The following is a 25367-nucleotide window of genomic DNA, read 5'->3' as shown; positions in this document are numbered from 1 at the left end:
CAATAAAGTTGAGTTGATTAGCTCAAAAATGTTACGTTGGCTTCGTTTCAAATGAAACGAATATTATTGTTTGTTGACGTTTTTGTTTGTTTAGTTTTCAAAGAACCATCTTACTCCGTCACTCAAGAGCGACTTTATTAATATATCATCTGCTTACTTAAAAGTCAACAACTTTTTTCAAGTTGTTTTTGTGTCAGCAGCGACGTTTATTAATATAACAAGATAATAATCGAATGTCAACAGTCTTTTCAAAAAAACATAGTTTATCCCTTTTTTTGTTCTTTCTTACCTCTGCGCATGTATTTAAAACACTCATTTGGTGAAGCAACTCTTCTAAATAAATCAAAAAGGATTTTGTATCTTTCCTCCATTGCTCTTTTCACAATATGATCAATACGTTCATCCCTTAAGTCAAAAAGAATTTCATCCATTTCTCTCTTTATTAAGTATTCTATTTCTTTTACTTCCTTCTCGTTGATTAAAAGCCCGTACATAGATAACCTCCAATAAATGGTATGTTATAGTAGTCTTTTCCATTTTGTTTACTTTTATAATAAAAATCTTTCATCATATTTTTAAAAATCACATCATATGTTTGAGACAAGGATGGCAGTGGACGAGGTGGAAGCGATGAATTTCTTTTTTATTGTTAATGGTAAAGCGTTAAAAAGTGTTGTGTTAATTATGGTTGCCGCTTTCTTTACAGCTTGGTTTCTCTATATGGAGAACCTGACGCAAATCCCTGTATTTTCAACCAAGGATGGCCCAAAGGCCGTTTTCCGAGGTGAAAAGGATGTGGCCCTGACATTTAATATTGGCTGGGGCGACGTTAAAGCAGAGCCTATTTTGGATACGTTGAAAAAGGAAAATGTGAAGTCTGCCACATTCTTTTTATCCGGTTCCTGGGCGGAACGACACCCGGATCTTGTCAGCCGGATTGTCAAGGACGGCTATGAAATCGGCCTGCTTGGTTATAATTATGTAGACTATCGGGACGAAGAGGATGGAAAAATCAGCAAAGACATTTTAAAGGCCCAGGAGGTTTTTAAAAAGTTAAATGTAAAGGGGATTAAACTTCTAAGGGCTCCAACAGGACATTTTGATAAACGCACATTATCGATTGCGAAGCGTTACGGCTATACAGTCGTACATTGGCGTTTGGATTCAAAGGACTGGCAAAATCCAGGTGTTGCGAAGATTGTAGAAAATGTGAAGAATGCAGAAAAAGGTGATATTATTCTTCTGCATGCCTCCGATTCTGCCAAACAAACAGCAGAGGCTTTACCGCTAATCCTGCAGGATCTTAGGAATAAAGGCCTAAAATTCGTAGCCGTATCGGAAATGATTGCAAACGGAGAAGTCCAATCTAAAGAAATAAAATAACCAAAAAAACCGTCCGAAAAATTAAACGGACGGTTTTTTTGTTAATTTTTTACCTGCTTTATTTTTTCCACGATTATTGGTTGATTGGCTTATGCGTTGCTCACGTTCCTTTACTGACTTGGCATTTAATTTATGAAGAACCAGCAGCTGGTAGGCGTTGCAGGCAAGTAACGCTGCCACCATTAAATAGACCCAGCTTTTTTCATTTTCCTGAAGAGCTGGCATCCACTCCACCAGAGTAACAACAACCATAAAGAAAAGAGCAGGAACAAACGCCTCCCGGTCGGTTTGTTTCATTTTATACCAGGCAGCAATCAATCCGACAGCTAATACAAAGACCGCCAACCCTACATAAGGAAGCAGCGAATCTCCCTCTTTTGCAAAATTGACATAGCGAAAATAAACTAAATCAAACAGGGCAAACAGAAGCAGAATGACCTGAACCCCATTCCAAAGGGTGACGGATTTAAATATACCTAATCCGAAGCGATGGACCGTTAAATAGGCAAAAAAGCCCATTTGGCTGATCAAGCTGAATAGAAAGCCCATGAAAAGCAGCCATACCGCTGTGGAAACGATGTCGATTATTTGAAAATTAATAAAATATGACTCAAATTCATTCCAGCGAACAATAAAACCCACAACAGCCGTCGTGATTCCGCCGACTAATAATGTGGTCATAAACAGTCTTACCCAGTTACGGCTTGTCACACTATAAACCCCCATAAAAAGTTAATACATTCTGATTGTACCAAGCAAAATTTGAAAAATCCATAAAATGCGTGAACCGCGTATAATCTTTCGACATTTTCTTCATTATAAAATTAAGGATTCTTATGTGAAAGGAGCTTCAAAATGAGAGCAAAATTTACTGTGCTCCTCCTGCCTGTTTTTGTTTTTTTAACTAGCTGTTCCGGTAACAACGATCTTAGCGCCGGGTTGCAGCCTGATTATGATCAGACCAAAAAAATGGTCGTGGATATTTTAAAGACGGATGATGGAAAGAAAGCAATCCAAGATGTCATGTCCGATGACAAAATGAAGGAAAAACTGGTGATGGACCAAAATGTCGTGGCTCAGACGATTGAACAAACATTAACCTCTGATAAAGCAACAGAGTTTTGGAAAAAAACCTTCAGCGACGCGAAATTTGCTCAAGGCGTTGCCAAGAACATGCGGGCAGAAAATGAAAAATTACTTAAGGATTTAATGAATGACCCTGAATATAGAGCCATGATGATCGAAGTGTTCAAGGAACCAGAAATTCAAAAGCAAATGGCAGATGCCCTAAAAACCAAGGAGTATCGTGAACAGCTTCAAAATGTAATAACTGAGACTATTGACAGCCCGCTTTATAAAGCAAAAATTCAGGAATTGCTCTTAAAAGCCGCTGAGCAGGCAAATACCAAAGAAACCTCAAAAGATAACAAAAGCGGCGGTGAGCAAGGTTCATAATTCCACTGTCCAAAATAAAAACCTCCTCCAAACGGAAGAGGTTTTCTTTTGGCTGCAGTTCTTTTTTACTACTCAAACCCTAGCAAAACTGCAGATCTAAAAAATTATTTTCCAAGCCGGTCCGCGACTTTTTCGGCAATTTCCAAATAAATTTTTCCTAACTGATGGTCTTCCTGATAGATGGACGGCGCAAAGTCTTCATCGTTCCAGTCAGGCTGGTTAAGTGGCAGACGTCCAAGCACTTCCGTATTTAGCTCGTCGGCCAACTTATCTCCGCCGCCGCGACCAAACACATATTCCTTTTCACCTGTCAGCTTGCTTTCAAAATAGGCCATGTTCTCAATAACCCCGAGCACTTCATGATCGGTTTTCATCGCCATCGCACCTGCGCGGGCAGCTACAAAGGCTGCGGTTGGATGCGGGGTGGTAACGATAATTTCTTTGCATGCCGGCAGCATGCTATGAACATCTAAGGCAACGTCGCCTGTTCCTGGCGGTAAGTCCAGAAGTAAATAATCAATGTCGCCCCACTCTACCTCGTTGAAAAAGCTGTTCAGCATTTTTCCGAGCATTGGGCCGCGCCAGATAATTGGTGAATTATCCTCCACGAAAAATCCCATTGAAATTACTTGAACACCAAAACGCTCAACAGGAATAATCTTTTCGCCTCGGACAACCGGCCGATTCGTAATTCCCATCATATCCGGTACGCTGAAACCGTAAATGTCGGCATCGATAAGCCCGACCTTTTTACCTAAGCGCGCCAGAGCAACAGCGAGGTTAACAGATACCGTCGATTTTCCTACTCCGCCTTTTCCGCTGGCAATTGCGATAAAGGTAGTGGACTGGGAATTAAGGAGATTCTTTTCCTTTTCTGGTTCAGCCTGGCGATGGGCAGCAAGCACTTCATCAGGAAGCTGGTTGAAGCGGATTCCTACTGTTGCGGCACCTGCTTCCTTCAACAGGTTCACAATTTGCGTTTGTAGCTGCAGCTGCTCACTTGTCCCTGTTCTAGCAATCGCTACCTTGACACTGACATGGCTTTTTTCTTCTTTAATTTTTATCTCTTCTATAGCATTTAATTCTGCTAAAGTTTTATGTAAAAATGGCTCTTTGAGGCTGCCAACAACCTCACGGATTCTTGCTTCAGTTAACATTGAAAAACACCTCACCAATTGAATTCGTTTCCTCTAACAGTATATCATAACTATGGCAATATACAGTTAATTGAATCACACATTAAAACCACCGCCATAGGAATAACCTCAAATAAAAAGAGAAGGTGTTCATTCCCGCCTTCCCTTAATCTGTTTCTTTTAATTCCTTTTCATTCGTGAAATATCTTATGATCCCTTTATATATAGAGGCTGCAACCTTCTCTTGATAGTCCTCCCGCTTTAATCTTGCCTTTTCAGCAGGGTTGGAGAGGAAACCAACCTCGACCAGAACACCCGGTTTTTTTGAATGTTTTAAAATATAAACACCGCCTATCGGCTTGGCTTTTCGATTAGTATTTTCTAAGTTTTCCCTGAGCTCCTCTTGAATAAATTTAGCCGCCCTGGCGTTTTCCTTAAAATGAGGGGCGTAAAAGGTTTGGGCGCCGCTCCATCTTGACGAAGGTATGGCATTTAAGTGAATGCTTACAAAGAAGTCATTATCCTCTTCATTAATCATCTTTAATCTGTTTTTCAGATCCTCGACTTTTCTCCTGCTGTAGCCCCTAGTATCAGCATCTGCCAAATCGGTATCGGTTTCTCTTGTCATCACAACAAGTGCACCCTGCTGCTGCAGATAATCTCTGACCTTTAAAGTGATGTTAAGAGCAATATCTTTTTCAAGCGTCTCGCCCGTACCGGCCCCGCCATCCGGACCGCCATGGCCCGCATCCAGCAGAATAATTTTTCCGGAAAGCGGCAGGCTCCATTCTTTCCAGGAATCATCCTCGGCAAAATCATACTGTAAAATTAAAAATAGTGCTAATAAGCCAACTGAAAAAAAAATGATTTTTATTCTTTTTGTAACCAACCAAATCATTCCTTCCCGCTCGTCCCTTGTTCAATAATTTATATGGGACAAGGCGGGACTTTAGAACAGGAATGAAGGCATTGAATTAATGAAGCCGAAGCTTATGGCGTCTTTGCCCTTTTTCATAGCCCTCTCTCCACCAGACATGGACATATTGTTCACAGTGATAATAGAGTGATTCACTCATGACGCCCTCTTCGCCATTTCCCCAATATAGGAGGAAATTAAATAACGTATCAATTAAATGCCTTTCTTCATTAAAGCAGCGCATTCTTACCTGTTCCATACTTTCCCCATGGTAGCCAAATTTGCTAAATTTAGCTCCTAATAGAAAAGCTTCAAGGGCAACATCATAACAGGCCTCTTCCACCCCAGAATTCATAATCAGGCTTGAGGCAATCTTGGTCGATCCAAAATATTGCCGCACTCTCTCTTTTAATGTATTAATGGATAGGTCCCGAAGCACGGACCGTTCGTATTTAATCTGCTTTTCACGTCTTTTTTCTTTAAAGGTTGTAATCACAGTCACTTCTTTTCACCTCTTAAAACTATTCTTTATCCGCTCTCTTGAAGAAATACAAAGACATGTCTAATTTCCATTGCCAATTTTTATCCCTCGTCGATTTTTCTCAGTCAAAAGTTGTAGAAGAAGTTCAAGCTTTTTCCTGAGGGAGGATTTGGAAGAAACCGATATGCTTAAAACATCAAGAATGAAGGGGAGATAAAGATTATGAAAAATAAAGTAGTGATGATTACGGGCGCTTCTAAAGGGTTAGGGCGTGCATTAACATTGGCTTTTGCTGAAAAAGGGGCAAAACTGGCCATTTGCTCAAGAACAACGGATAGCTTAAACACAGTGAAGGAGGAAGCTGAAAAGTTGGGAGCTGAGGTACTGGCTGTTACCGCAGATATATCCAAAGCGCGTGATGTAGAGCGGTTTGTTGCGCTGGCGGAGGAAGCCTACGGCCAGCTTGATGTACTGATTAATAACGCTTCCATGCTGGGCCCGAGTCCAATGCCACTCTTGCTCGATTACCCAGAAGATGATTTTGCGGAGGTCCTTAGGGTAAATGCGGTTTCTACCTTTTCCGTAACAAGAAGAGTCCTCCCCGGGATGCTTCAGCGCAATATAGGCTCCATTATTAATGTGACATCTGAAGCGGGCCACGTCGGCTACGCCGGATGGGGAGCATACGGAATTTCTAAATTTGCGGTTGAAGGCCTGACACAAACATGGGCAGATGAGTTAAGCGAAACAAATATCCGGGTCAACATGGTAGATCCAGGAGAAATGGATACCGACATGCATCAGTTGGCCGTTCCAGATTGCGATTACCCGCTTGCAAAACCGGAGGATATCGTGGACATATTTTTATACCTTGCTTCCGATAAGTCAGTAGGTGTTACCGGGAAACGGTTTGAAGCACAGTCAGAGGAGGGATTGTAAATGCCGGCAAAAGCGTTGGATTTCTATCTTCCCAATGAATTAAATGCCTCCCATCCTCCTGAAAAACGCGGAGTAAGGAGAGATCATGTCCGGATGATGGCACTTAACCGCTATACAGGCGAGGTTAAGCATGACCATTTCTTTCGACTGGCAGATTACCTAAAGCCTGGAGACCTGGTTATTTTAAATAACAGTCGGACAATTCCCGCTATATTACATGCTAAGTGGCTGAGAAGTGCCGGTCAAATTGCACCTAATATAGAAATCCGGCTGTCGAGGCACAGATGCGGTGATACATGGGAAGCTCTTATTGTTGCCAATACCGTAAAAATTGGCGATGCACTTCAATTTTCACCGGAATTAACTGCAATGGTAATAGGTGAAAAAGCACACTCACCGTTAAAAATCATTCAGTTTTCAAAGAAAGGAACAGACTTATTTAATATCATCTATGCTCTTGGAGAACCGGTCCGCTACGAATATATTGAGTATCCTTGGGAACTGGACAACTACCAAACAGTGTTTGCTTGTCATCCAGGCTCAGTGGAGATGCCCTCGGCAGGAAGAGCATTCAGCTGGGAGCTGATTTTTCAATTAAAGCGAAAAAACATCGAGCTTGATTTTATCCAGTTGCATACAGGATTAAGCTATCTCCTTGATGACAGCTGGCATAAGACACCAGCGGAGAATGAGGAAGAATATCATATTTCTGAACAAACAATAGAGCTGATTCGTCAAACAAAAGCTTCCGGTAATCGGATCATCGCAGTTGGAACAACGGTTGTCCGGGCTCTAGAGACCGCATCCCGAAACGGTGCCCTTTCAGGGGTTACAAATCTCTATATTGACCAACACTTTCCTTTAAAAATTGCCGACGGGATCATAACTGGCTTTCATGAGCCGAAAGCAAGCCATCTTGACATGCTTTCAGCCTTTATTTCAGAACAGCATTTGCTTCAAGCATATAAGCAAGCCGTTGCCTGCGGTTATTTATGGCATGAGTTTGGCGATATAAATTTAATTATCTAATCACTGGCAATAAGCTATAATGGCAGTAGGAAAAATCAGTGGGGTGAGAATTCGATGTCTGCTGCGGCTGGGTACGAAGAAATCAGCATTTTAAAGGAAATCGCTGAGCTTTTAAACGAAGGAACAGATATAAGGGATATATTGTCCGGGGTATTGAAAAAACTCCTCCATGTAACGGGCTTGCAAACTGGCTGGATATTCTTAATGGACGAAAATGGTATGCATCAGCTCGCAGCTGATGAAGCCCTCCCGCCTGCTTTAGCCCACGACGGAAAGCGGCGGATGTGCCAGGGCAAGTGCTGGTGTGTAAATAAGTACAATAACGGGCAGCTGAACAAAGCTACGAATATTATGGAATGCAAACGAATTGAAGATGCCATCGAGGAAAAGGCTGGAGAAACTTGCGGTTTAACCCACCATGCAACCGTTCCACTAAGGGCAGGAGCAGAACGGTTCGGCATCTTAAATGTAGGCTCACCATATAAAACCCATTTCGAAAAAAATGAACTTGCCCTGCTTGAAGCAGTTGCCTATCAAATTGGAACGGCCTTAAAACGAATTAAATTAACCCAGAGGGAACAAGAAACGGCGCTTGTTGCTGAGAGGAATCGGCTGGCGAGGGATCTTCACGATTCTGTAAACCAGCTGTTATTTTCCCTCAGTCTTACCGCAAGGGGCGGCGTCGAAATGGCCCAAACAGATGAAATCAAGCAAACGTTCGGCTACATTCAAGATTTGGCCCAGGAAGCACTCGGTGAAATGCGGGCATTGATTTGGCAGCTGAGACCGCATGGACTGGAAAATGGGATTGTCAGCGCCTTGAGAAGCTATGCTGAAATGCTTGGGTTGTCAATTCAAACAAAGGTTGCGGGTGCGGCCAACATTCCCGGTAAGGTCGAAGAAGCATTGTGGCGAATTGGGCAGGAGGCACTGGCCAATTGTAAAAAGCATTCCCAGACAACGGCTGTTCAATTATTTTTCCAAATGTCCAGCGATAAAGTTCTTTTGGTCATAAAGGATTCCGGCTGCGGCTTCCATTATGATGAAAGCCTAGAAATCCCCTCATTGGGGTTAAAAAGTATGAAAACGCGGGCAGAAGCGTTAAATGGGACCTTTCATTTAAAAAGCAAAACGGACAGCGGGACGGAAATCCAAATTGAAATTCCGTTGTAGGGGGGAGAATTCAGTGAGTATACGGATACTAATAGCAGACGACCATCATGTTGTTAGACGGGGATTGGCCTTTTTCCTGCGGACGCAAAACGACCTTGATGTGATTGGGGAAGCAGCAAACGGAGAAGAAGCGGTTGAACTGGCTAAATCATTGAAGCCGGATCTTATTTTAATGGATTTGGTGATGCCGGAAATGGACGGAATCCAGGCAACTACTATCATTAAAAAGGAACAGCCAGAAATCAAAATTATGATGCTGACTAGCTTTTCCGACCAGGACCATGTGATTCCCGCTTTGGAAGCAGGTGCATCAGGGTTCCAATTAAAGGACATTCAGCCAGATGAATTAGTAACGTCCATTAAAAGAATCATGAGCGGAGAAAACCAGCTTCATCCAAAAGCGACTTCGCATTTATTGGCTAATTTGTCCTCTAAAAATAAACCTGAACGGGATTTAATCGAGGAATTAACAAAAAGAGAGCTTGATGTGTTAAAAGAAATTGCCAAAGGAAAAAGCAATAAAGAAATTGCCGGTGCTCTTTTTATTACCGAAAAGACAGTCAAAACACATGTTTCAAACCTGCTTGCAAAGCTCGAACTCGCCGACCGGACACAGGCTGCTTTATATGCGGTCAGGAATCACTTAGTAGACTAAGGACGAATGTGGAGTGACCACATTCGTTTTATTATGCAAAAAAGGCTCCAGACAATTAAACTGAGAGCCTTTTAAGACGTTTCGAACTGAGGCTTTTTTAGCCTGCTACTGAATGTTATTAATATGTTAGTCCATGACCAAGTTTATAGACGTTACCATCGCGATCTTCATAGGCATATTTAAGCCCTTCAGGCATATATTTGTCCTTGTCAAAGCCTGGCACATCGTTTCTTGATACACAGTCTCCATTTTCATCCACTGCAATAACTTCCTCACTTGCTGGCAATGTCAACGGCAATACGCCAATTGGTTTGAAATTACCTGCCATTACCTCAAACTGTGCATTATAGTACGTATCGTATCCAGCAATCAGGGCATCTGCAAGCGGTTCAACATTTCCAAGGATCCACGGCAAAATGAAATTAACACTTATAATGACTTTGCCTCCGCGAACATGAACACTGTCGGCAACTTCCTTTAGATGAGCCATGTTGCTTAAAGTCGTTTCTTCGTAATCAGTTCCATCCAATGCCTTTTCGGGTTTATTCTCGCAAATTTCCAGCTCTAACAACCCTGGTGTAGCGTTAAAATAAGCACCGGATTTTGGATGTAAAAATAAAATCGCAGTTTCCGCTTCTTCATAGTTATCAGTCAAGCTAAACAAGCCAAGCTCCTGGCATTCCTTCCTAGCCTTTTCCGTATAAGAAGCTGCGCGTTCGGGTTCCTTATGGAAAACTTCCACATAAACTTTCTTCGCACCAGTTAAAGGCAATGTCTGATTTGAATTTTTCAAAACAGTTACTGATTTTTTATGAGCTTCATATGCAGCGTCCCAATTTGCTTGATTACTTATCACTGCAGCGGCATTTTCCGGTGACACGTATGTACGATCATCGAATAACCCTAACGCAAACATTTCGGTAAGTAGCCTTATGTTTGCTTCATCAATACGGTCTTCACTAATCCATCCATTTTGGATTGCTAATTTTAGATTTTCAACATCATTTGTATCGGAAACCAGATCCGTTCCCGCATTGACGGCTTTTGCAAAACGTTCTGCCTCAGTCTTATCTTCAACGCCCCAGCTCATTTTATTGGTGACGCCGCTGTCGCTGTTGATATAGCCTTTGAATCCAAGTAATCCTCTAAGAATGTGTTGTAAAAAATACTGATTAAAGGTAAAGCCAACCTCTTCGAATGGGATATCTTCACCTTGGAATTTTTGAACGGCACTTTTTTTGATGCTAGGAATCGAGTAATATGGCATAAAGGATGAGCTGCCATGTTCTACTGCTGCTTGGAACGGCGGCAGGTGATACTTTTCTAAGCTTCCTGGAGTTGGGTATAGATTCCATTTTCCCTCTTCATAATGTGGATCAAATCCATTTTCCCTTGCTCCGCCTCCAGGAAAATGCTTAGTTGTCATTGCAATACTATGACTGCCTAATTCTTCCCCTTGGAATCCGTCAATGACACGACCGATGACATCAGAAATAAATTCTGGGTCTTCACCAAAAGTGCCATATATCCTCTGCCATCTAGGGTCTGTGACAGTATCAGCCATATACATATAACCTTTCCTTATCCCAACAGCATCCCATTCAGTACGGGCTATTTCGGCAAATTGGCTGATTAACGAGGCATCACCGCCATTTTTCATCTCTCCTTTAGCGGCTGCTGCAAGCCCTAAAGTCCCCGGCCATGTGGAAAAAATCCCAGCTGCATCATTCATACCAAAGATAAATTCAGTATTTTCATTTCTTGAATTAGATGCTATTAAGCAAGGAATACCAAGACGTGTTCCCTCGCATACTTCATTCATGGTATTGACCCATTCTGCCATTTGAGCTGGACTCCAATTGTCCCGTAGGATGAAGTGGCGCAAATGCATATTTTCAATTGTATGAGTTGTACCGTATACCTTGGCCAAGGCAAAAATCGTTTCGCCCTTTTCCACAATCCCCTCATCTAACACACCATCATGACTTGTCTTGCTTTTATCCTTTTGCGTAAGACCCATCTGACGGGTATTGATTAACATCATCCCGACCTTTTCATCGAGATTCATCAATGAAACAAGATTCTCGGCACGTTCTTTCGGGCTCAAACGCCAATCCTTATAAGGCTCTAATTTCCCACTATTATTCAAATCCTTAAATTTTAATCCATCAACTTCAATCAGTTTCTTTACCCTAACTTCCAACTTCGGCTGCTTATGCTCCAATTTGTTTACCTCCTAAACTAATTCACTCTAATTATATACTAATTTGAAGCACGGGGACGCTTCTTATGCTTCCCAATTTTGAAATTTAGATGAAGGAGCAGAAAAAAAATTTTAAACATTTATACTAAATGCAAAAAGACCCCCAACCAATAGAGTTGAGAGTCTTTGAACGTTTGCAAAAGATTAACGCTTTGAGAACTGAGGCGCACGACGAGCACCTTTAAGACCGTATTTCTTACGCTCTTTCATACGTGCATCACGAGTTAATAGACCAGCGCGCTTTAATGTTGGACGGTATTCTGGGTCAGCTTGAAGTAATGCGCGAGCAATACCGTGGCGGATTGCGCCAGCTTGACCAGTGTAGCCGCCGCCGCTTACGTTTACAAGAACATCGTAGCTGCCAACAGTTTCAGTAGCTACTAATGGTTGTCTTACAACAACACGTAAAGCTTCGAATGGGATATAAGTGTCGATGTCACGATCGTTAATAACAATTTTACCTGTGCCTGGAACTAAGCGTACACGAGCAACTGAGCTCTTACGACGGCCAGTACCGATATATTGAACTTGTGCCAAGTTAATTCCCTCCTCTTAATTAACCGCGAAGTTCGTAAACTTCAGGTTGTTGTGCTTGGTGTTTATGTTCTGCACCAGCATAAACGTGTAATTTTTTGAACATTTGACGGCCAAGAGAATTCTTTGGAAGCATGCCTTTTACAGCTTGCTCAAGCATTTTCTCAGCATAGTTCGTACGCATTTCAAGAGCAGTTCTCTGCTTTAAACCGCCTGGGTGATTTGTGTGACGGTAGTAGATTTTGTCGTTTATTTTGTTACCAGTTAATTCAATCTTAGAAGCATTAAGAATGATGACATGATCACCAGTGTCAACATGTGGTGTATAAGTTGGCTTATGTTTACCACGTAGGATAGATGCTACTTCAGAAGCAAGACGTCCAAGAGTTTTGCCCTCAGCATCAACTACGTACCATTTGCGCTCGATATTGTTGGCATTTGCCATAAACGTTGTACGCATGAGTTTCCCTCCTAATTAAATCGTAAAAATAATATTTTCGCACCTTCACTGGCTATTTCCATTCAATTCTGTTCCGGGAATGAACAGGAAACGCCACTTTGTGCAGTCATTTTCAAAAGCTATATTTTCAATCACGATGAAGACTTTCCGGGGCTTTATCGTGGGATTAAAAACACACACATATAATATAATAAATACTTAAGGTAAAATTGTCAAGAAGATGTTACACCAGGATGGGTTGTTTTATAAAAGTAATTTAAGAGATGTAAATCTTCGAGCCATCTGATTTCCTATTCTTACCGAAGTGCCGCTATCGGAGTCCCCTTAGGCAAAATAATGCCTCTATTTTTACCATAGGAACGCTCTTAGCTCCTTCTTGGGCAAAATAAGATGCCTATATTTACCGTTGGAACCCTTTTAGCTCCTCCTCGGGCAAAATAAGATACCTATATTTACCGTTGGAGCCCTTTTAGCTCCTTCTCGGGCAAAATAATATATCTATATTTACGGTTGGAACCCTTTTAGCTCCTTCTCGGGCAAAATAAGATGCCTATATTTACCGTTGGAACCCTTTTAGCTCCTTCTCGGGCAAAATAATATATCTATATTTACGGTTGGAACCCTTTTAGCTCTTTCTCGGTCAAAATAGCCCTCTTTTTTAAAAAGTGACTACTTTTTTCAACTTTGTAGGGAACCCCCCTAATATTGCACTTCCCAAAGGTATAACCCACGTGCTGGAGCAGTTTTTCCAGCAGCAGACCGGTCCTTCTTTTCCAAAATGGAAGGAATTTCTTCAGGTGACAGGTCACCAGATCCGACCGCCAATAAAGTCCCCACAAGAATCCGCACCATGTTGTATAAAAAACCATTGCCGACAAAGCGGATAGTCAATAGATTGCCATCTAATAAAAAGTCGATCTCCTTAATTGTCCTTACCTTGTCCTGAACCTCCGTCTTAGCGGCGCAAAAGCTGGTAAAGTCATGGGTTCCAAGCAGATACCTGCTTGCCTCCCGCATTGCCTCCAAGTTCAAAGCATAGGGATAGCGGTACACATAATTCCGCTGAAAGGGGTCCCTAAAACCAGATAATTGCAATTGATAACGGTATTCCTTTCCCGCAGCATCAAAACGTGCATGAAACGCATTATCAGCCTTTTCAACAAATAAAACGGCCAAATCCTCTGGAAGTAAAGAATTAAGGGCAACTACCCAGCGATCTTCGGGAATTGCCAGCGGTGAATCAAAATGAATCACCTGCCCCCTGGCATGGACCCCCGCATCCGTACGGCCGGAAGCAGTAACTTTCACAGGGATGCCTTTATGAATTTTCGCCAGGGCTGCTTCAAGCTCTGCCTGCACCGTCCGCCCTTTTGGCTGGACCTGATAACCAAGAAACCCGGTGCCGTCATATGAAATAATTGCTTTATACCTCTGCATCAGCCTATCTCCATTATGAACGTAATAGGACCAACAAAATCGTTAATACTGCAAGAAGAACGATTTGTACGGTATCTGCCGCAGCCCAGCTTAACTGGCGGTATTTCGTCCGGCCTTCTCCGCCGCGGTAACCCCTTGCTTCCATGGCGACCGCCAGCTCCTCGGCACGCTTAAAGGAACTGACAAACAGCGGAATGAGAAGCGGAATAACAGCCTTAATCCGCTCTTTTAGAGGACCACTCGCAAATTCCACACCGCGGGCAATTTGTGCTTTCATAATTTTGTCAGTTTCCTGCATAAGAGTTGGAATAAACCGTAATGAAATCGACATCATTAGTGCCATTTCATGAACAGGAAAGCGGATTTTCTTTAAAGGATTTAATAATGTTTCTAATCCATCCGTTATCTCAATCGGAGTCGTCGTTAATGTCAACAAGGAGGTCATTAAAATCAAAAAGAAAAATCGCAAAGAAATAAAAATTCCCATCTTGAGGCCTTCCTCGTAGATCTTCACGGGCCCCCAGTGAAAAATAAGACTGCCTCCTTTAGTAAAAAACAATTGCAGAATAAAGGTAAACAGGACAAGCCATATGATCGGCTTCAAACCGCCATATAAAAACCGAATAGGAATTTTAGATAAACCCAGCATTAAAAAAGTATATATACCAATAAGTGCATAAGTAAGACCATTGTTTGCCAAAAAGATGACACAAACAAACAAGAAAATAATAATTAGTTTGGAACGAGGGTCCATTTTATGAATAAGAGAATCAGCCGGTACATAGCGTCCAAAAATCATTTTTTCCATCATGAGCGGACACCTCTCTTCAAACGTTCTGAAATGGCAGCCGATAGCTCTTCAATGGAAAGGTAGATTTTATCCAGCTTACTGCCTAATTTTTCCTCAAGCTTCAGCTGAAAACGGACCACCTCAGGTACATCTAGTCCCATTTGAATTAATTCGGCAGTCTCTGAGAAAATCTCTTCTGGAGTGCCCTTTTTGGCGACCCGGCCCTGCTGCATGATGACGATTTGGTCAGCATACCTTGCCGCGTCCTCCATGCTGTGAGTGACAAGAATAGTTGAGAGGCCCCTCTCCTTATGAAGCGAATAAAACATATCCATAATCTCTTTTCGTCCGCGCGGATCCAGACCAGCAGTAGGCTCGTCCAAAACGATGACATCAGGACCCATTGCCAATACCCCAGCAATCGCAACCCGCCGCATTTGTCCGCCAGAGAGATCGAATGGTGATTTTTCTAAGATTTCTTCACCGAGTCCTACCTGTTTTAAGGCAACTCGTGCCCGCTTTTTTGCCTCTGACTCGGAAACGCCAAAATTCATCGGGCCAAAAATAATATCCTTTTCCACTGTTTCCTCAAATAATTGATGTTCAGGGAATTGGAATACAATTCCGACCTTTTGCCGGACTGACTTTAAATTTTTATTTTTTTGATGAGCCTTTATTTCCTGGCTGCCAATTAGCACTGTTCCCTCTGTCGGCTGCAAAAGAGCATTTAAATGCTGCAAAACAGTGGATTTACCTGAGCCGGTATGGCCGATTAAAGCGAGATAGGTTCCTGATGGAATATCAATCGAAACATCGGAAATAGCAAGTCTTTCAAATGGGGTATTAGCTTGATAACGGTACTCTACAGATTTAAGCGAGATGTCCATAACTCTGTCACCAACTCTTCTTCCGATAAATAATTCTTTGTAAACGTAAGACCCATTTGACGGAATGCCTTTGTCATTTTCACTGAGAATGGAATATCCAGCCCCAGTTCAATTAATTCCTCATCAAGTGAGAAGATTTCTTCGGGAGTACCCTCCCGGTAAACCTCTCCTTTATTCATCACAATAATTCGGTCTGCTTTCGCCGCTTCATCTAAATCATGCGTAATGGAAATAACCGTCAACTGTTTTTCTGCCTTTAAATCTCTAACCGTTGCTAAAACCTCTTCTCTTCCTCTAGGGTCAAGCATTGATGTTGCTTCGTCTAAAATAATGATTGCGGGTCGTAACGCCAGAACACCTGCTATCGCGACACGCTGCTTTTGACCGCCCGAGAGATGGTGGGGCTCTTGATATAGAAATTGATCCATCTTCACCTTTTTCAAGGCATCCTCAACACGATGAACCATTTCATTCCGTGGTACCCCCATATTTTCTAAACCAAAAGCCACATCATCTTGGACTGTGGTTCCGACGAATTGATTATCTGGATTTTGAAAGACCATTCCAAGTTGTTTTCGGATATCCCAGATTGTCTCTTCATTCAAAGGTAAACCGCAGACGGTTATTTCACCGGACTTAGGAAACTGCAGCCCATTAAGAAGCTTAGCCATCGTAGATTTACCGGAACCATTATGACCGACGATCGCCAGCCACTCACCTTCAAAAATATCAAATGTAACATTATTTAAAGCATACCGTTCCTGATCATCATATTGAAACGAAACTTCCTTCAAGCTGACGATTGACTTTTTCATCCTGCTCCCCCCTCGCCTCAACTCTGCTCTTTTATTATAAAAAAGCCCATATATACAAAAAAAGCCTGCACCTCATCCCCAGGCAGGAACGATTTTCAACTGCCTTTACAAAGCATTTCCAATTAGGAAATAGGAGGAGGTGCATGAGCTAGACGAGTCGCAAAAAAGATTACCAAAAGTTATCTTTCCGGAAGCAAATGGAGCTTGCTTATTTCGCTCCAGCTAGTGGAGTCACGCTCATCGTAACGCTCTTTTTGGCTTGGTTCGTACATATATACTTGTTTTTACAGAAAAAGGGCACAGAACAAGTTTGTTCTTAAACTGTCCAATACCCTTGTTGTCTGTTAGAAAATATTAAACTAACTCGATAATAACCATTGGTGCACCATCACCGCGGCGTGGTCCAAGTTTCATAATGCGAGTATAGCCGCCTTGGCGCTCTTGGTAACGTGGAGCAATGTCAGTGAAAAGCTTTTGTAATGCATCTGCACCTGTTTCAGCATTTGCTACTTCGTTACGAACGTATGCAGCAGCTTGACGACGGGCATGTAGGTCACCGCGTTTGCCAAGAGTGATCATTTTCTCAACAGTTGAGCGAAGTTCTTTCGCGCGAGTTTCTGTTGTTTCAATGCGCTCGTTGATGATTAAATCAGTTGTTAAATCACGAAGCATAGCTTTACGCTGTGCGCTTGTGCGTCCTAACTTTCTGTATGCCATGAAGGGTTCCCTCCTTTTTGAAGTCGTTAAACGGATTTAGACTAGTCATCTTTACGTAAGCCTAATCCAAGCTCTTCTAGTTTTGCCTTCACTTCTTCAAGTGATTTGCGGCCTAAGTTACGTACCTTCATCATATCTTCTTCAGTCTTATTCGCTAATTCCTGAACAGTGTTGATGCCTGCACGCTTTAAGCAGTTATAAGAACGAACGGATAGATCGAGTTCTTCAATGGTCATTTCAAGAACTTTTTCTTTCTGATCTTCTTCTTTTTCAATCATGATTTCAGCATTTTGTGCTTCATCAGTAAGACCAACAAAGATGTTTAAATGCTCAGTCAAAATTTTCGAACCAAGAGCAATCGCTTCTTTTGGCCCAGTGCTTCCATCTGTCCAAACATCAAGCGTTAGCTTGTCAAAGTTTGATAATTGACCTACACGGGTGTTTTCTACCTGATAGGAAACACGAGATACAGGAGTGTAAATGGAATCAATTGGAATGACACCGATTGGCTGATCCTCTCTTTTGTTCTGGTCAGCAGGCGTATATCCGCGTCCGCGTTTAGCAGTCAAACGCATATGAAGATGTCCATTTGCAGATAATGTTGCAATATGAAGGTCTGGATTTAAAATCTCCACATCACTGTCATGGGTAATGTTACCAGCCGTAACAGGTCCTTCACCTTGAACATCAATTTCAAGTGTCTTTTCTTCATCAGAATAGATTTTTAAAGCTAATTTTTTAATGTTTAAAATGATGGATGTTACATCCTCTACGACGCCTTCAATTGTTGAGAACTCATGAAGTACCCCATCGACCTGAATCGAAGTAACAGCGGCACCTGGGAGTGAAGATAATAGGATACGACGTAAGGAGTTACCCAAAGTGGTACCATATCCACGCTCAAGTGGCTCTACGACGAATTTGCCGTATTTGGCATTTTCGCTGATCTCAACCGTTTCGATTTTTGGTTTTTCTATTTCGATCATCCAATAACCCTCCTTCAAAACGTCGAAACCTCGATTAGAGTTCTAATCGAAATTCCCCCATGTATACGTTCCCGTTTTGTGCACAACAACTGGAATGAAATTTCTGTATAAAAATCAATAAATTCATATCATATCCCATTATAGACAGATGATATAAATTCTATACAGAAAAATTACACACGACGGCGTTTTGGCGGACGGCATCCGTTATGTGGAACAGGAGTAACGTCTTTAATTGCCGTAACTTCAAGACCAGCAGCTTGAAGAGCACGAATAGCTGCTTCACGACCTGCACCAGGGCCTTTAACTGTTACCTCTAAAGTTTTCATACCATGTTCCATTGATGTCTTAGCTGCAGTTTCAGCTGCCATTTGCGCTGCGAATGGAGTAGATTTACGAGAACCTTTAAATCCAAGCGCACCTGCACTAGACCAAGAAATTGCATTTCCATGAACATCAGTGATGGTTACGATCGTATTGTTAAATGTTGAGCGGATATGAGCTACCCCAGCTTCAATATTCTTTTTAACACGACGCTTACGTGTATTAGTTTTACGAGCCATTTAATTTAACCTCCTTTGCCGATTACTTCTTCTTGTTCGCAACAGTCTTACGAGGACCTTTGCGTGTACGGGCGTTGTTTTTCGTATTTTGTCCACGAACCGGTAAGCCGCGACGATGACGCAATCCGCGGTAGCAGCCAATTTCCATTAAACGTTTAATGTTAAGTGAAATTTCACGGCGAAGGTCACCTTCAACCTTTAGCTTGTCAACGATATCACGGATTTTGTTTAATTCATCTTCAGTTAAATCACGTACACGAGTATCTTCAGAAACAGCAGCTTCTGCTAAGATTTTTTGTGCAGTTTTTTTGCCAATACCATAAATGTAAGTTAAAGAGATAACTACACGTTTTTCACGTGGAATATCTACACCAGCAATACGTGCCATATATGTGCACCTCCTTGTCGATTAACCTTGTTTTTGTTTATGTTTAGGGTTTTCACAGATAACCATTACTTTGCCGCGTCTGCGGATAACTTTGCACTTTTCGCAGATCGGTTTAACAGATGGTCTTACTTTCATTATCCTAACCTCCTTGAGTTTCGGAGTGCAAACAATTATTTGAAACGGTACGTAATTCTACCGCGCGTTAAGTCATATGGAGAAAGCTCAACAGTCACTTTGTCACCTGGCAAGATCCTGATAAAGTGCATGCGGATTTTCCCGGAAACGTGAGCCAGCACAGTATGACCATTTTCCAATTCTACCTTAAACATTGCATTTGGCAAAGTTTCAATGACTTTACCTTCAATTTCAATTACATCATCTTTGGCCACAGTCTCGTCCCCCTTCTCTTTAAAGAATTATCGTTCGTAAGACTAGTAATGTAAAGCGAGTCTTCTCGTTCGTACGCAGTTAGCAACCCTACAATTTTAACATATTGTTGTGTCTTTGTCCGCAAGTAATTTCTGCATAAAAGAAGAATAATTTCTTCAGTCATTCTTGCCCAACTCTCGGTTCTGCATACCCAGTACAATAGAAAAGCCAGTTACTTGCACATACAATTGAATTCTATGAGAGAAAAGCGAGAGTCACGTGCCAATTGGGAATGATGAGCATTAACGAAGACCCCGCAAAAGTTCTTCAATATCAGCAAATACTTTGTTAATATCCTGCTGACCATCAAGAGTACGCAAGTACCCTTTCTCTTCATAAAAAGATAATAATGGTTCTTGTTGTTTGATATTGACATCTAATCTATTTTGAACTGTTTCAGCGTTATCATCCGCTCTCTGATACAGCTCACCGCCGCAACGATCGCATACACCCTCTTTTGCAGGAGGATTGAATACTAGATGATAGGTTGATCCACATTCCTTACAGATACGACGTCCAGTCAAACGCTCCATTAAAATGCTTTTATCAACATTTATATTGATTACGTAGTCGATTTTTTTATTTAAATCTACTAGTAAGTTTTCTAATGCATCTGCTTGAGGTACTGTTCTAGGAAAGCCATCAAGTAAAAAGCCATTTTGACAGTCTTCTTTACCTAACCGTTCACGAACGATGCCGATTGTTACTTCATCAGGAACAAGCTCGCCTTTGTCCATGAAGGATTTAGCTTTTAAACCCAGTTCAGTTCCTTCCTTCATTGCTGCACGGAACATATCTCCAGTTGAGATATGAGGGATGCGGTATTGTTCAACAATTTTTTCAGCCTGAGTGCCCTTACCTGCACCAGGTAGCCCCATTAATACTAAATTCACACATATTCCCCCTCGTGCTATATGTGAGGTTTATTGGGGCCCATTAAAGGGTCCCGCAAAACCCTTTTTATTTGATAAATCCTTTATAGTGACGTTTAACTAATTGTGCTTCAAGCTGCTTATACGTTTCAAGTGCAACACCGACGACGATCAGCAAGCTTGTTCCGCCAATTTGTGCCGATTGTGGCAGATTCGCAATTTTAATAAATAAAACTGGAAGTACTGCAATAATAGCAAGGAAAATGGCGCCGATAAAAGTTAACCGATATAGGACGCGTGTTAAATATTCCTGCGTGCTCTTACCAGGACGAATTCCAGGGATATAGCCGCTCTGCTTTTGTAAGTTTTCCGCTGCTTGTTCAGGGTTAACTTGAATAAAGGCATAAAAATAAGTAAACGCGATAATTAACGCTGCATAAAGTGTCATCCCGATTGGATGAGAATAATCAAACACTTTCATAATCCAGAGCGTTACATCATTCGTTGGGAAGAAGGATGCAATCGTTCTTGGCGTAACAATAAACGAAACGGCAAAGATTACAGGGATTACTCCAGCTGCATTTACTTTTAATGGCATATGGGTAGACTGGCCGCCCACAGGATTACGTCCTACTGCCATCCGTTTCGCATATTGAATTGGAATTTTCCGAGTTGCCTGTTGGATGAAGATTACACCCACTACAATAGCAATAATAGCTACTGCAATTAGAACAACAGTCACGATACGTAAGAATAATTGCTCGCCTGCATTTTCAAACTGCTGAACATACATTTGATTTAAAACATTTGGGATTCCGGCAACAATACCTGCAAAGATGATGATAGAAATACCATTTCCAACACCTTTAGCAGTAACTTGCTCCCCTAACCACATTAAGAACGATGTACCGGCAGTCAGCACAACGGCAATTAATAAATACGTTCCAATTCCAGGGTTTTCAATCAATTGTCCTTGGGACAAATTGTTAAAGCCGTATGACATACCTAATGCTTGGATAAACCCAAGCACGACGGTAAAATATCGAGTGAATTGGGCAAGCTTCCGACGCCCCGCTTCACCTTGCTTTGACCACTCCGTAAACTTTGGAACAACGTCCATCTGCAGGAGCTGAATTATAATTGAAGCAGTGATGTAAGGCATAATCCCCATTGCAAAAATAGAGAATTGCTTTAATGCGCCTCCGCCGAATGTATTTAAAACACCGAAAACACTTAGCTTATCTTGTGCAGCTAGCGCTTCAGCATTTACATTCGGAACTGGAATGAAAGTGCCGATTCGAAATACGACTAACATTAAAAGGGTGAATATGATCTTTCGACGTATATCACCCACGCGCATAAAATTGGAGATTGTCTGGAACATTAGATCACCTCAGTAGTTCCACCGGCAGCTTCGATCGCTTCCTTAGCAGCAGAGGAGAATTTATGAGCTTTAACTGTAAGCTTTTTCTCAACGTTCCCTTTAGCAAGAATCTTGATTCCTGCTTTTTCGTTACTTACCACACCTGATTCGATAAGAAGTTCTGGAGTAACTTCTGTACCTTCTTCAAAGCGGTTCAATGCATCAAGATTTACTACGGCGTATTCTTTACGGTTGAAATTGGTGAAACCGCGTTTTGGTAAACGACGGAATAATGGTGTTTGACCACCTTCAAAACCGATACGGACACCGCCGCCTGAACGAGCATTTTGTCCTTTATGACCTTTACCCGCAGTCTTACCTTGACCAGAGCCGATACCACGGCCTAAACGCTTACGCTCATGACGAGAACCTTCGGTAGGCTTTAATTCATGAAGTTTCATATTGGCACCTCCTTATGAAAGAAAACAATGAATTATTGTTCTTTTACTGTTACAAGGTGAGCAACTTTAGTAATCATACCGCGAATAGCAGCGTTATCTTGATGCTCAACTGTTTGATTTAATTTACGTAAACCTAGCGCTTTAACTGTTTCGCGTTGGTCTTGTGAACGACCGATTACGCTGCGGCTGAGGGTAACTAAAAGTTTATTCGCCATTTGATTTCCCTCCTTATCCTAACAGTTCTTCTACTGATTTACCACGTAATTTTGCTACGTCTTCAGCACGTTTAAGTTGTTTTAATCCTTCTACAGTAGCACGTACCATGTTAATTGGAGTGTTAGTACCTAATGATTTAGATAGGATATCCTGAACACCTGCTAATTCTAGTACTGCACGAACAGGACCGCCGGCGATTACTCCAGTACCTTCAGAGGCAGGCTTTAGAAGTATTTCACCAGCACCAAAACGTCCAATTACTTGGTGAGGAACAGTTGTTCCAACCATTGGCACTTCTACTAGGTTTTTCTTTGCATCTTCGATTGCTTTGCGGATTGCATCAGGTACTTCCTGCGCTTTACCGGTACCGAAACCGACATGGCCGTTTTTATCTCCCACTACGACAAGTGCAGAGAAACGGAAGCGACGTCCACCTTTAACAACCTTCGCAACACGGTTAACTGTAACTACGCGTTCTTCAAGTTCAAGTTTGTTTGGATCAATGCGACGCATCTAATTTGTCCCTCCTTTGTCTATTAAAATTGTAAGCCATTTTCGCGGGCAGCATCAGCTAATGCTTGAATACGTCCATGGTAAAGGTATCCTCCACGGTCAAATACAACTGCAGAGACTCCTTTTTCCACCGCACGTTTAGCGACTAATTCTCCAACCTTTTGTGCAGCTTCCAAATTGCTAGTTGACTCAAGGTTAAGTTCTTTATCTAATGTAGAAGCACTTGCTAAAGTAACTCCATTAGTGTCATCGATTACCTGTGCATAAATATGCTGGTTAGAACGAAACACGTTTAGACGTGGACGAGCAGAGGTACCGCTAAGCTTCGCACGAACACGAGCGTGTCTTTTACGGCGAGTAGCGTTTTTATCTTGCTTCGTAATCATTTACGTCACTCCTTTCGTTTACTTATGCGGCATTACTTACCTGTTTTACCTTCTTTGCGACGAACAAATTCGCCTTCGTAACGGATTCCTTTACCTTTATACGGCTCTGGAGGACGAACTTGACGGATATTTGCTGCTAATGCACCAACACGTTCTTTGTCAGTACCTCTTACAGTAATTTTTGTATTTGCAGGAACTTCAATTTCAAGGCCTGTTTCAGGTTCGATTTCAACTGGATGAGAGTATCCAACGTTTAGTACAAGCTTGGTACCTTGCTTTTGGGCACGGTAACCAACCCCGATCAACTCTAATCTCTTTTCGAAGCCTTTAGAAACACCTTCGACCATATTTGCGAGTACCGCACGAGTTGTACCGTGCAATGCGCGGTGTTCTTTCACATCTGATGGACGAGAGATGGTTACAACATTCTCTTCAACGTTAATTGTAATTTCTGGATTAAAAGAACGAGAAAGCTCGCCTTTTGGTCCTTTAACAGTAACAGTGTTGTTGTTCACAGCAACTGTTACACCTGCTGGGATTTCAATAGGTTTTTTTCCTACGCGAGACATTTAGTGCACCTCCATTCATTCAAAAAATCTCTTACCAAACGTATGCTAAAACTTCTCCGCCGATTTGTTTAGCACGAGCTTCCTTATCAGTGATCACGCCTGTTGAAGTAGAAACTAGCGCAATACCAAGTCCATTTAAAACACGCGGCACTTCGTTAGATTTTGCATAAACGCGAAGACCAGGCTTGCTTATACGCTTCAATCCAGTAATAACACGTTCGTTATTTGCACCGTATTTTAAGAAGATACGAATGATACCTTGTTTATTATCTTCGATATATTCCACGTCACGGATGAAACCTTCACGCTTTAGAATTTCAGCAATTTCTTTTTTGATATTAGAAGCAGGTACTTCTAATTTCTCGTGACGCACCATATTCGCATTACGAATGCGAGTGAGCAAATCAGCAATTGGATCTGTCATGACCATTGTTTTTTACCTCCTTCCACAAACTCTAGTTTTACCAGCTAGCTTTTTTAACACCAGGAATTTGTCCTTTGTATGCTAATTCACGGAAACAAATACGGCAAAGCTTAAATTTACGATATACAGAGTGTGGACGACCACAGCGTTCGCAGCGTGTGTACTCTTGTACTTTGTATTTAGGCGTGCGCTTTTGTTTCGCAATCATTGACTTCTTAGCCACGTTTTCGCCTCCTTATTTAGCGATTACTTTTGGAACGGCATTCCGACTTGAGTTAACAATTCACGAGACTCTTCATCAGAATTTGCAGTTGTTACGATAACGATATCCATACCACGAACCTTGCTTACCTTATCGTAATCAATCTCAGGGAAAATTAGCTGTTCTTTAATACCCAATGTGTAGTTGCCGCGACCATCAAATGCTTTTTTAGAAACACCACGGAAGTCACGTACACGTGGTAAAGAAACAGAAACTAACTTATCAAGGAATTGATACATACGCTCACCGCGAAGAGTGACTTTTGCACCAATTGGCATTCCCTCACGAAGACGGAAACCAGCGATAGATTTTTTCGCACGGGTTACTAAAGGCTTCTGACCAGTGATCATTGCTAATTCTTCAACTGCATTATCAAGAGCTTTAGCATTTTGAACTGCGTCACCAACACCCATGTTAATAACGATTTTTTCAATCTTAGGTACTTGCATAATGGATTTATAGTTGAACTTGCTCATAAGAGCAGGCGTGATTTCTTTTAAATACTTTTCTTTTAGGCGGTTCATAGAGTGTACCTCCCTTCTTCTTTAGACTATTTATCTAATAATTCACCGGATTTTGCTACTCGGACTTTCTTGCCATCTACCGATTTGTAACCTACACGTGTAGGGTTACCTGTTTTAGGATCGATAGGCATTACATTTGATACATGAATTGGAGCCTCGAAGCTGATAATACCGCCCTGTGGGTTTGCTTGTGAAGGTTTAGCGTGTTTTTTCACGATGTTCACGCCTTCTACAAGAACACGGCTTTCTTTAGGATAAGCAGCCAGGATTGTACCTGTCTTGCCTTTATCCTTACCAGAGATGACTCTGACCTTATCACCTTTTTTTACATGCATCCGTAA

35 protein-coding genes are annotated in these 25367 nt (G+C 41.8%); 6 read left to right on the top strand and 29 right to left on the bottom strand.

Annotation, left to right across the window (positions count from 1 at the left end; genetic code table 11):
* Positions 1-263: 263 nt before the first annotated feature.
* Positions 264-494, bottom strand: coding sequence for a hypothetical protein (locus ACNQGS_RS21205; RefSeq protein WP_213148243.1), 231 nt, complete (start codon positions 492-494; stop codon positions 264-266).
* Between the two features lie 136 nt (positions 495-630).
* Between ACNQGS_RS21205 and pdaB the strand changes: the two genes are divergently transcribed.
* Complete coding sequence (gene pdaB, locus ACNQGS_RS21200) at positions 631-1383, top strand: polysaccharide deacetylase family sporulation protein PdaB (protein WP_213148298.1); 753 nt, start codon at positions 631-633, stop codon at positions 1381-1383.
* A 21-nt stretch (positions 1384-1404) separates the two neighbouring features.
* Here pdaB and ACNQGS_RS21195 read toward each other — a convergent pair whose 3' ends face one another.
* The gene (locus ACNQGS_RS21195; protein ID WP_491489075.1) at positions 1405-2094 is read right to left on the bottom strand and encodes a KinB-signaling pathway activation protein; all 690 of its coding nucleotides are present in this window, start codon (positions 2092-2094) and stop codon (positions 1405-1407) included.
* 144 nt (positions 2095-2238) lie between these two features.
* Between ACNQGS_RS21195 and gerD the strand changes: the two genes are divergently transcribed.
* A complete protein-coding gene (gene gerD / locus ACNQGS_RS21190; RefSeq protein ID WP_213148245.1) occupies positions 2239-2838 on the top strand; it encodes a spore germination lipoprotein GerD in 600 nt (199 codons plus the stop codon).
* Positions 2839-2942: 104 nt separating this feature from the next.
* On the opposite strand, the gene ACNQGS_RS21185 is transcribed toward gerD, so the two are convergent.
* The 3 genes from ACNQGS_RS21185 to ACNQGS_RS21175 all read right to left on the bottom strand — a co-directional run bounded on the left by ACNQGS_RS21185 (position 2943) and on the right by ACNQGS_RS21175 (position 5392).
* Positions 2943-3995: an Mrp/NBP35 family ATP-binding protein gene (locus ACNQGS_RS21185; protein ID WP_464492275.1), complete on the bottom strand. Its 1053-nt coding sequence runs from the start codon at positions 3993-3995 to the stop codon at positions 2943-2945.
* A 145-nt stretch (positions 3996-4140) separates the two neighbouring features.
* Positions 4141-4872, bottom strand: a complete 732-nt coding sequence (gene cwlD / locus ACNQGS_RS21180) for an N-acetylmuramoyl-L-alanine amidase CwlD (protein ID WP_378588623.1) — start codon at positions 4870-4872, stop codon at positions 4141-4143.
* Positions 4873-4948: 76 nt separating this feature from the next.
* A complete protein-coding gene (locus ACNQGS_RS21175) occupies positions 4949-5392 on the bottom strand; it encodes a YbaK family protein (protein WP_491489073.1) in 444 nt (147 codons plus the stop codon).
* A 201-nt stretch (positions 5393-5593) separates the two neighbouring features.
* Between ACNQGS_RS21175 and ACNQGS_RS21170 the strand changes: the two genes are divergently transcribed.
* Genes ACNQGS_RS21170 through ACNQGS_RS21155 form a run of 4 tightly spaced genes read left to right on the top strand, consistent with a single transcriptional unit; the run spans position 5594 to position 9167 of the window.
* Complete coding sequence (locus ACNQGS_RS21170) at positions 5594-6310, top strand: SDR family NAD(P)-dependent oxidoreductase (RefSeq protein WP_491489072.1); 717 nt, start codon at positions 5594-5596, stop codon at positions 6308-6310.
* Positions 6311-7339, top strand: coding sequence for an S-adenosylmethionine:tRNA ribosyltransferase-isomerase (locus tag ACNQGS_RS21165; RefSeq protein WP_491489071.1), 1029 nt, complete (start codon positions 6311-6313; stop codon positions 7337-7339).
* A 54-nt stretch (positions 7340-7393) separates the two neighbouring features.
* The gene (locus tag ACNQGS_RS21160; RefSeq protein ID WP_491489070.1) at positions 7394-8512 is read left to right on the top strand and encodes a GAF domain-containing sensor histidine kinase; all 1119 of its coding nucleotides are present in this window, start codon (positions 7394-7396) and stop codon (positions 8510-8512) included.
* A 13-nt stretch (positions 8513-8525) separates the two neighbouring features.
* Positions 8526-9167, top strand: a complete 642-nt coding sequence (locus tag ACNQGS_RS21155; RefSeq protein ID WP_378588639.1) for a response regulator — start codon at positions 8526-8528, stop codon at positions 9165-9167.
* 118 nt (positions 9168-9285) lie between these two features.
* Here ACNQGS_RS21155 and ACNQGS_RS21150 read toward each other — a convergent pair whose 3' ends face one another.
* The 24 genes from ACNQGS_RS21150 to rplX form a co-directional block, all read right to left on the bottom strand.
* Positions 9286-11391, bottom strand: coding sequence for a glycoside hydrolase family 3 protein (locus ACNQGS_RS21150; protein WP_491489069.1), 2106 nt, complete (start codon positions 11389-11391; stop codon positions 9286-9288).
* 183 nt (positions 11392-11574) lie between these two features.
* Positions 11575-11967 (bottom strand): 30S ribosomal protein S9, encoded by a 393-nt coding sequence (gene rpsI / locus ACNQGS_RS21145; protein ID WP_127484434.1) that lies wholly within the window; start codon positions 11965-11967, stop codon positions 11575-11577.
* Positions 11968-11986: 19 nt separating this feature from the next.
* Complete coding sequence (gene rplM, locus ACNQGS_RS21140) at positions 11987-12424, bottom strand: 50S ribosomal protein L13 (RefSeq protein ID WP_213148253.1); 438 nt, start codon at positions 12422-12424, stop codon at positions 11987-11989.
* A 699-nt stretch (positions 12425-13123) separates the two neighbouring features.
* Complete coding sequence (gene truA / locus ACNQGS_RS21135; protein ID WP_491489067.1) at positions 13124-13861, bottom strand: tRNA pseudouridine(38-40) synthase TruA; 738 nt, start codon at positions 13859-13861, stop codon at positions 13124-13126.
* Positions 13862-13874: 13 nt separating this feature from the next.
* The gene (locus tag ACNQGS_RS21130) at positions 13875-14672 is read right to left on the bottom strand and encodes an energy-coupling factor transporter transmembrane component T family protein (RefSeq protein ID WP_491489066.1); all 798 of its coding nucleotides are present in this window, start codon (positions 14670-14672) and stop codon (positions 13875-13877) included.
* Positions 14669-15538 (bottom strand): energy-coupling factor ABC transporter ATP-binding protein, encoded by an 870-nt coding sequence (locus ACNQGS_RS21125; protein ID WP_491489065.1) that lies wholly within the window; start codon positions 15536-15538, stop codon positions 14669-14671. The genes ACNQGS_RS21130 and ACNQGS_RS21125 overlap by 4 nt, the downstream gene beginning before the upstream one ends.
* Positions 15514-16353: an energy-coupling factor ABC transporter ATP-binding protein gene (locus ACNQGS_RS21120; protein ID WP_491489064.1), complete on the bottom strand. Its 840-nt coding sequence runs from the start codon at positions 16351-16353 to the stop codon at positions 15514-15516. Before ACNQGS_RS21120 ends, ACNQGS_RS21125 begins: the two co-directional genes overlap by 25 nt.
* A gap of 354 nt (positions 16354-16707) precedes the next feature.
* Positions 16708-17070 carry a 50S ribosomal protein L17 gene (gene rplQ, locus ACNQGS_RS21115; protein ID WP_491489063.1) on the bottom strand — a complete coding sequence of 121 codons (363 nt, stop codon included), beginning with the start codon at positions 17068-17070 and terminating at the stop codon, positions 16708-16710.
* A 41-nt stretch (positions 17071-17111) separates the two neighbouring features.
* Entirely contained in the window at positions 17112-18056 is a 945-nt protein-coding gene (locus tag ACNQGS_RS21110; protein WP_491489062.1) for a DNA-directed RNA polymerase subunit alpha, read from the bottom strand.
* 173 nt (positions 18057-18229) lie between these two features.
* Entirely contained in the window at positions 18230-18619 is a 390-nt protein-coding gene (gene rpsK / locus ACNQGS_RS21105) for a 30S ribosomal protein S11 (protein ID WP_046524788.1), read from the bottom strand.
* A 22-nt stretch (positions 18620-18641) separates the two neighbouring features.
* On the bottom strand, positions 18642-19007 hold the full coding sequence (rpsM, locus tag ACNQGS_RS21100) for a 30S ribosomal protein S13 (protein ID WP_213121065.1): 366 nt from the start codon (positions 19005-19007) through the stop codon (positions 18642-18644).
* A gap of 21 nt (positions 19008-19028) precedes the next feature.
* Positions 19029-19142, bottom strand: a complete 114-nt coding sequence (gene rpmJ, locus ACNQGS_RS21095; RefSeq protein WP_000868344.1) for a 50S ribosomal protein L36 — start codon at positions 19140-19142, stop codon at positions 19029-19031.
* Positions 19143-19177: 35 nt separating this feature from the next.
* On the bottom strand, positions 19178-19396 hold the full coding sequence (infA, locus tag ACNQGS_RS21090) for a translation initiation factor IF-1 (protein ID WP_007085268.1): 219 nt from the start codon (positions 19394-19396) through the stop codon (positions 19178-19180).
* Positions 19397-19678: 282 nt separating this feature from the next.
* Positions 19679-20329, bottom strand: coding sequence for an adenylate kinase (locus ACNQGS_RS21085; RefSeq protein ID WP_491489061.1), 651 nt, complete (start codon positions 20327-20329; stop codon positions 19679-19681).
* Between the two features lie 67 nt (positions 20330-20396).
* Positions 20397-21692: a preprotein translocase subunit SecY gene (gene secY / locus ACNQGS_RS21080; RefSeq protein WP_213148261.1), complete on the bottom strand. Its 1296-nt coding sequence runs from the start codon at positions 21690-21692 to the stop codon at positions 20397-20399.
* Positions 21692-22132, bottom strand: coding sequence for a 50S ribosomal protein L15 (gene rplO, locus ACNQGS_RS21075; protein WP_213148262.1), 441 nt, complete (start codon positions 22130-22132; stop codon positions 21692-21694). The genes secY and rplO overlap by 1 nt, the downstream gene beginning before the upstream one ends.
* Positions 22133-22164: 32 nt before the next feature.
* Positions 22165-22347, bottom strand: a complete 183-nt coding sequence (gene rpmD, locus ACNQGS_RS21070) for a 50S ribosomal protein L30 (RefSeq protein ID WP_213148263.1) — start codon at positions 22345-22347, stop codon at positions 22165-22167.
* Positions 22348-22360: 13 nt separating this feature from the next.
* The gene (gene rpsE, locus ACNQGS_RS21065; RefSeq protein ID WP_213121070.1) at positions 22361-22861 is read right to left on the bottom strand and encodes a 30S ribosomal protein S5; all 501 of its coding nucleotides are present in this window, start codon (positions 22859-22861) and stop codon (positions 22361-22363) included.
* Positions 22862-22884: 23 nt separating this feature from the next.
* Entirely contained in the window at positions 22885-23247 is a 363-nt protein-coding gene (gene rplR / locus ACNQGS_RS21060; protein WP_491489060.1) for a 50S ribosomal protein L18, read from the bottom strand.
* A gap of 32 nt (positions 23248-23279) precedes the next feature.
* A complete protein-coding gene (rplF, locus tag ACNQGS_RS21055; protein WP_213148265.1) occupies positions 23280-23816 on the bottom strand; it encodes a 50S ribosomal protein L6 in 537 nt (178 codons plus the stop codon).
* Positions 23817-23847: 31 nt separating this feature from the next.
* Complete coding sequence (gene rpsH, locus ACNQGS_RS21050) at positions 23848-24246, bottom strand: 30S ribosomal protein S8 (protein ID WP_213121073.1); 399 nt, start codon at positions 24244-24246, stop codon at positions 23848-23850.
* Between the two features lie 31 nt (positions 24247-24277).
* Complete coding sequence (rpsN, locus tag ACNQGS_RS21045; RefSeq protein WP_009499044.1) at positions 24278-24463, bottom strand: 30S ribosomal protein S14; 186 nt, start codon at positions 24461-24463, stop codon at positions 24278-24280.
* A gap of 23 nt (positions 24464-24486) precedes the next feature.
* Positions 24487-25026, bottom strand: a complete 540-nt coding sequence (rplE, locus tag ACNQGS_RS21040; RefSeq protein ID WP_213148266.1) for a 50S ribosomal protein L5 — start codon at positions 25024-25026, stop codon at positions 24487-24489.
* Between the two features lie 26 nt (positions 25027-25052).
* Positions 25053-25361 (bottom strand): 50S ribosomal protein L24, encoded by a 309-nt coding sequence (rplX, locus tag ACNQGS_RS21035; RefSeq protein ID WP_213121075.1) that lies wholly within the window; start codon positions 25359-25361, stop codon positions 25053-25055.
* Between the last annotated feature and the right edge of the window lie 6 nt (positions 25362-25367).

This window comes from Neobacillus sp. PVCKKU3 (assembly GCF_058323225.1).
Note: the sequence above shows the minus strand (reverse complement) of the source record. Positions and strands in the feature narration are given on the sequence as shown.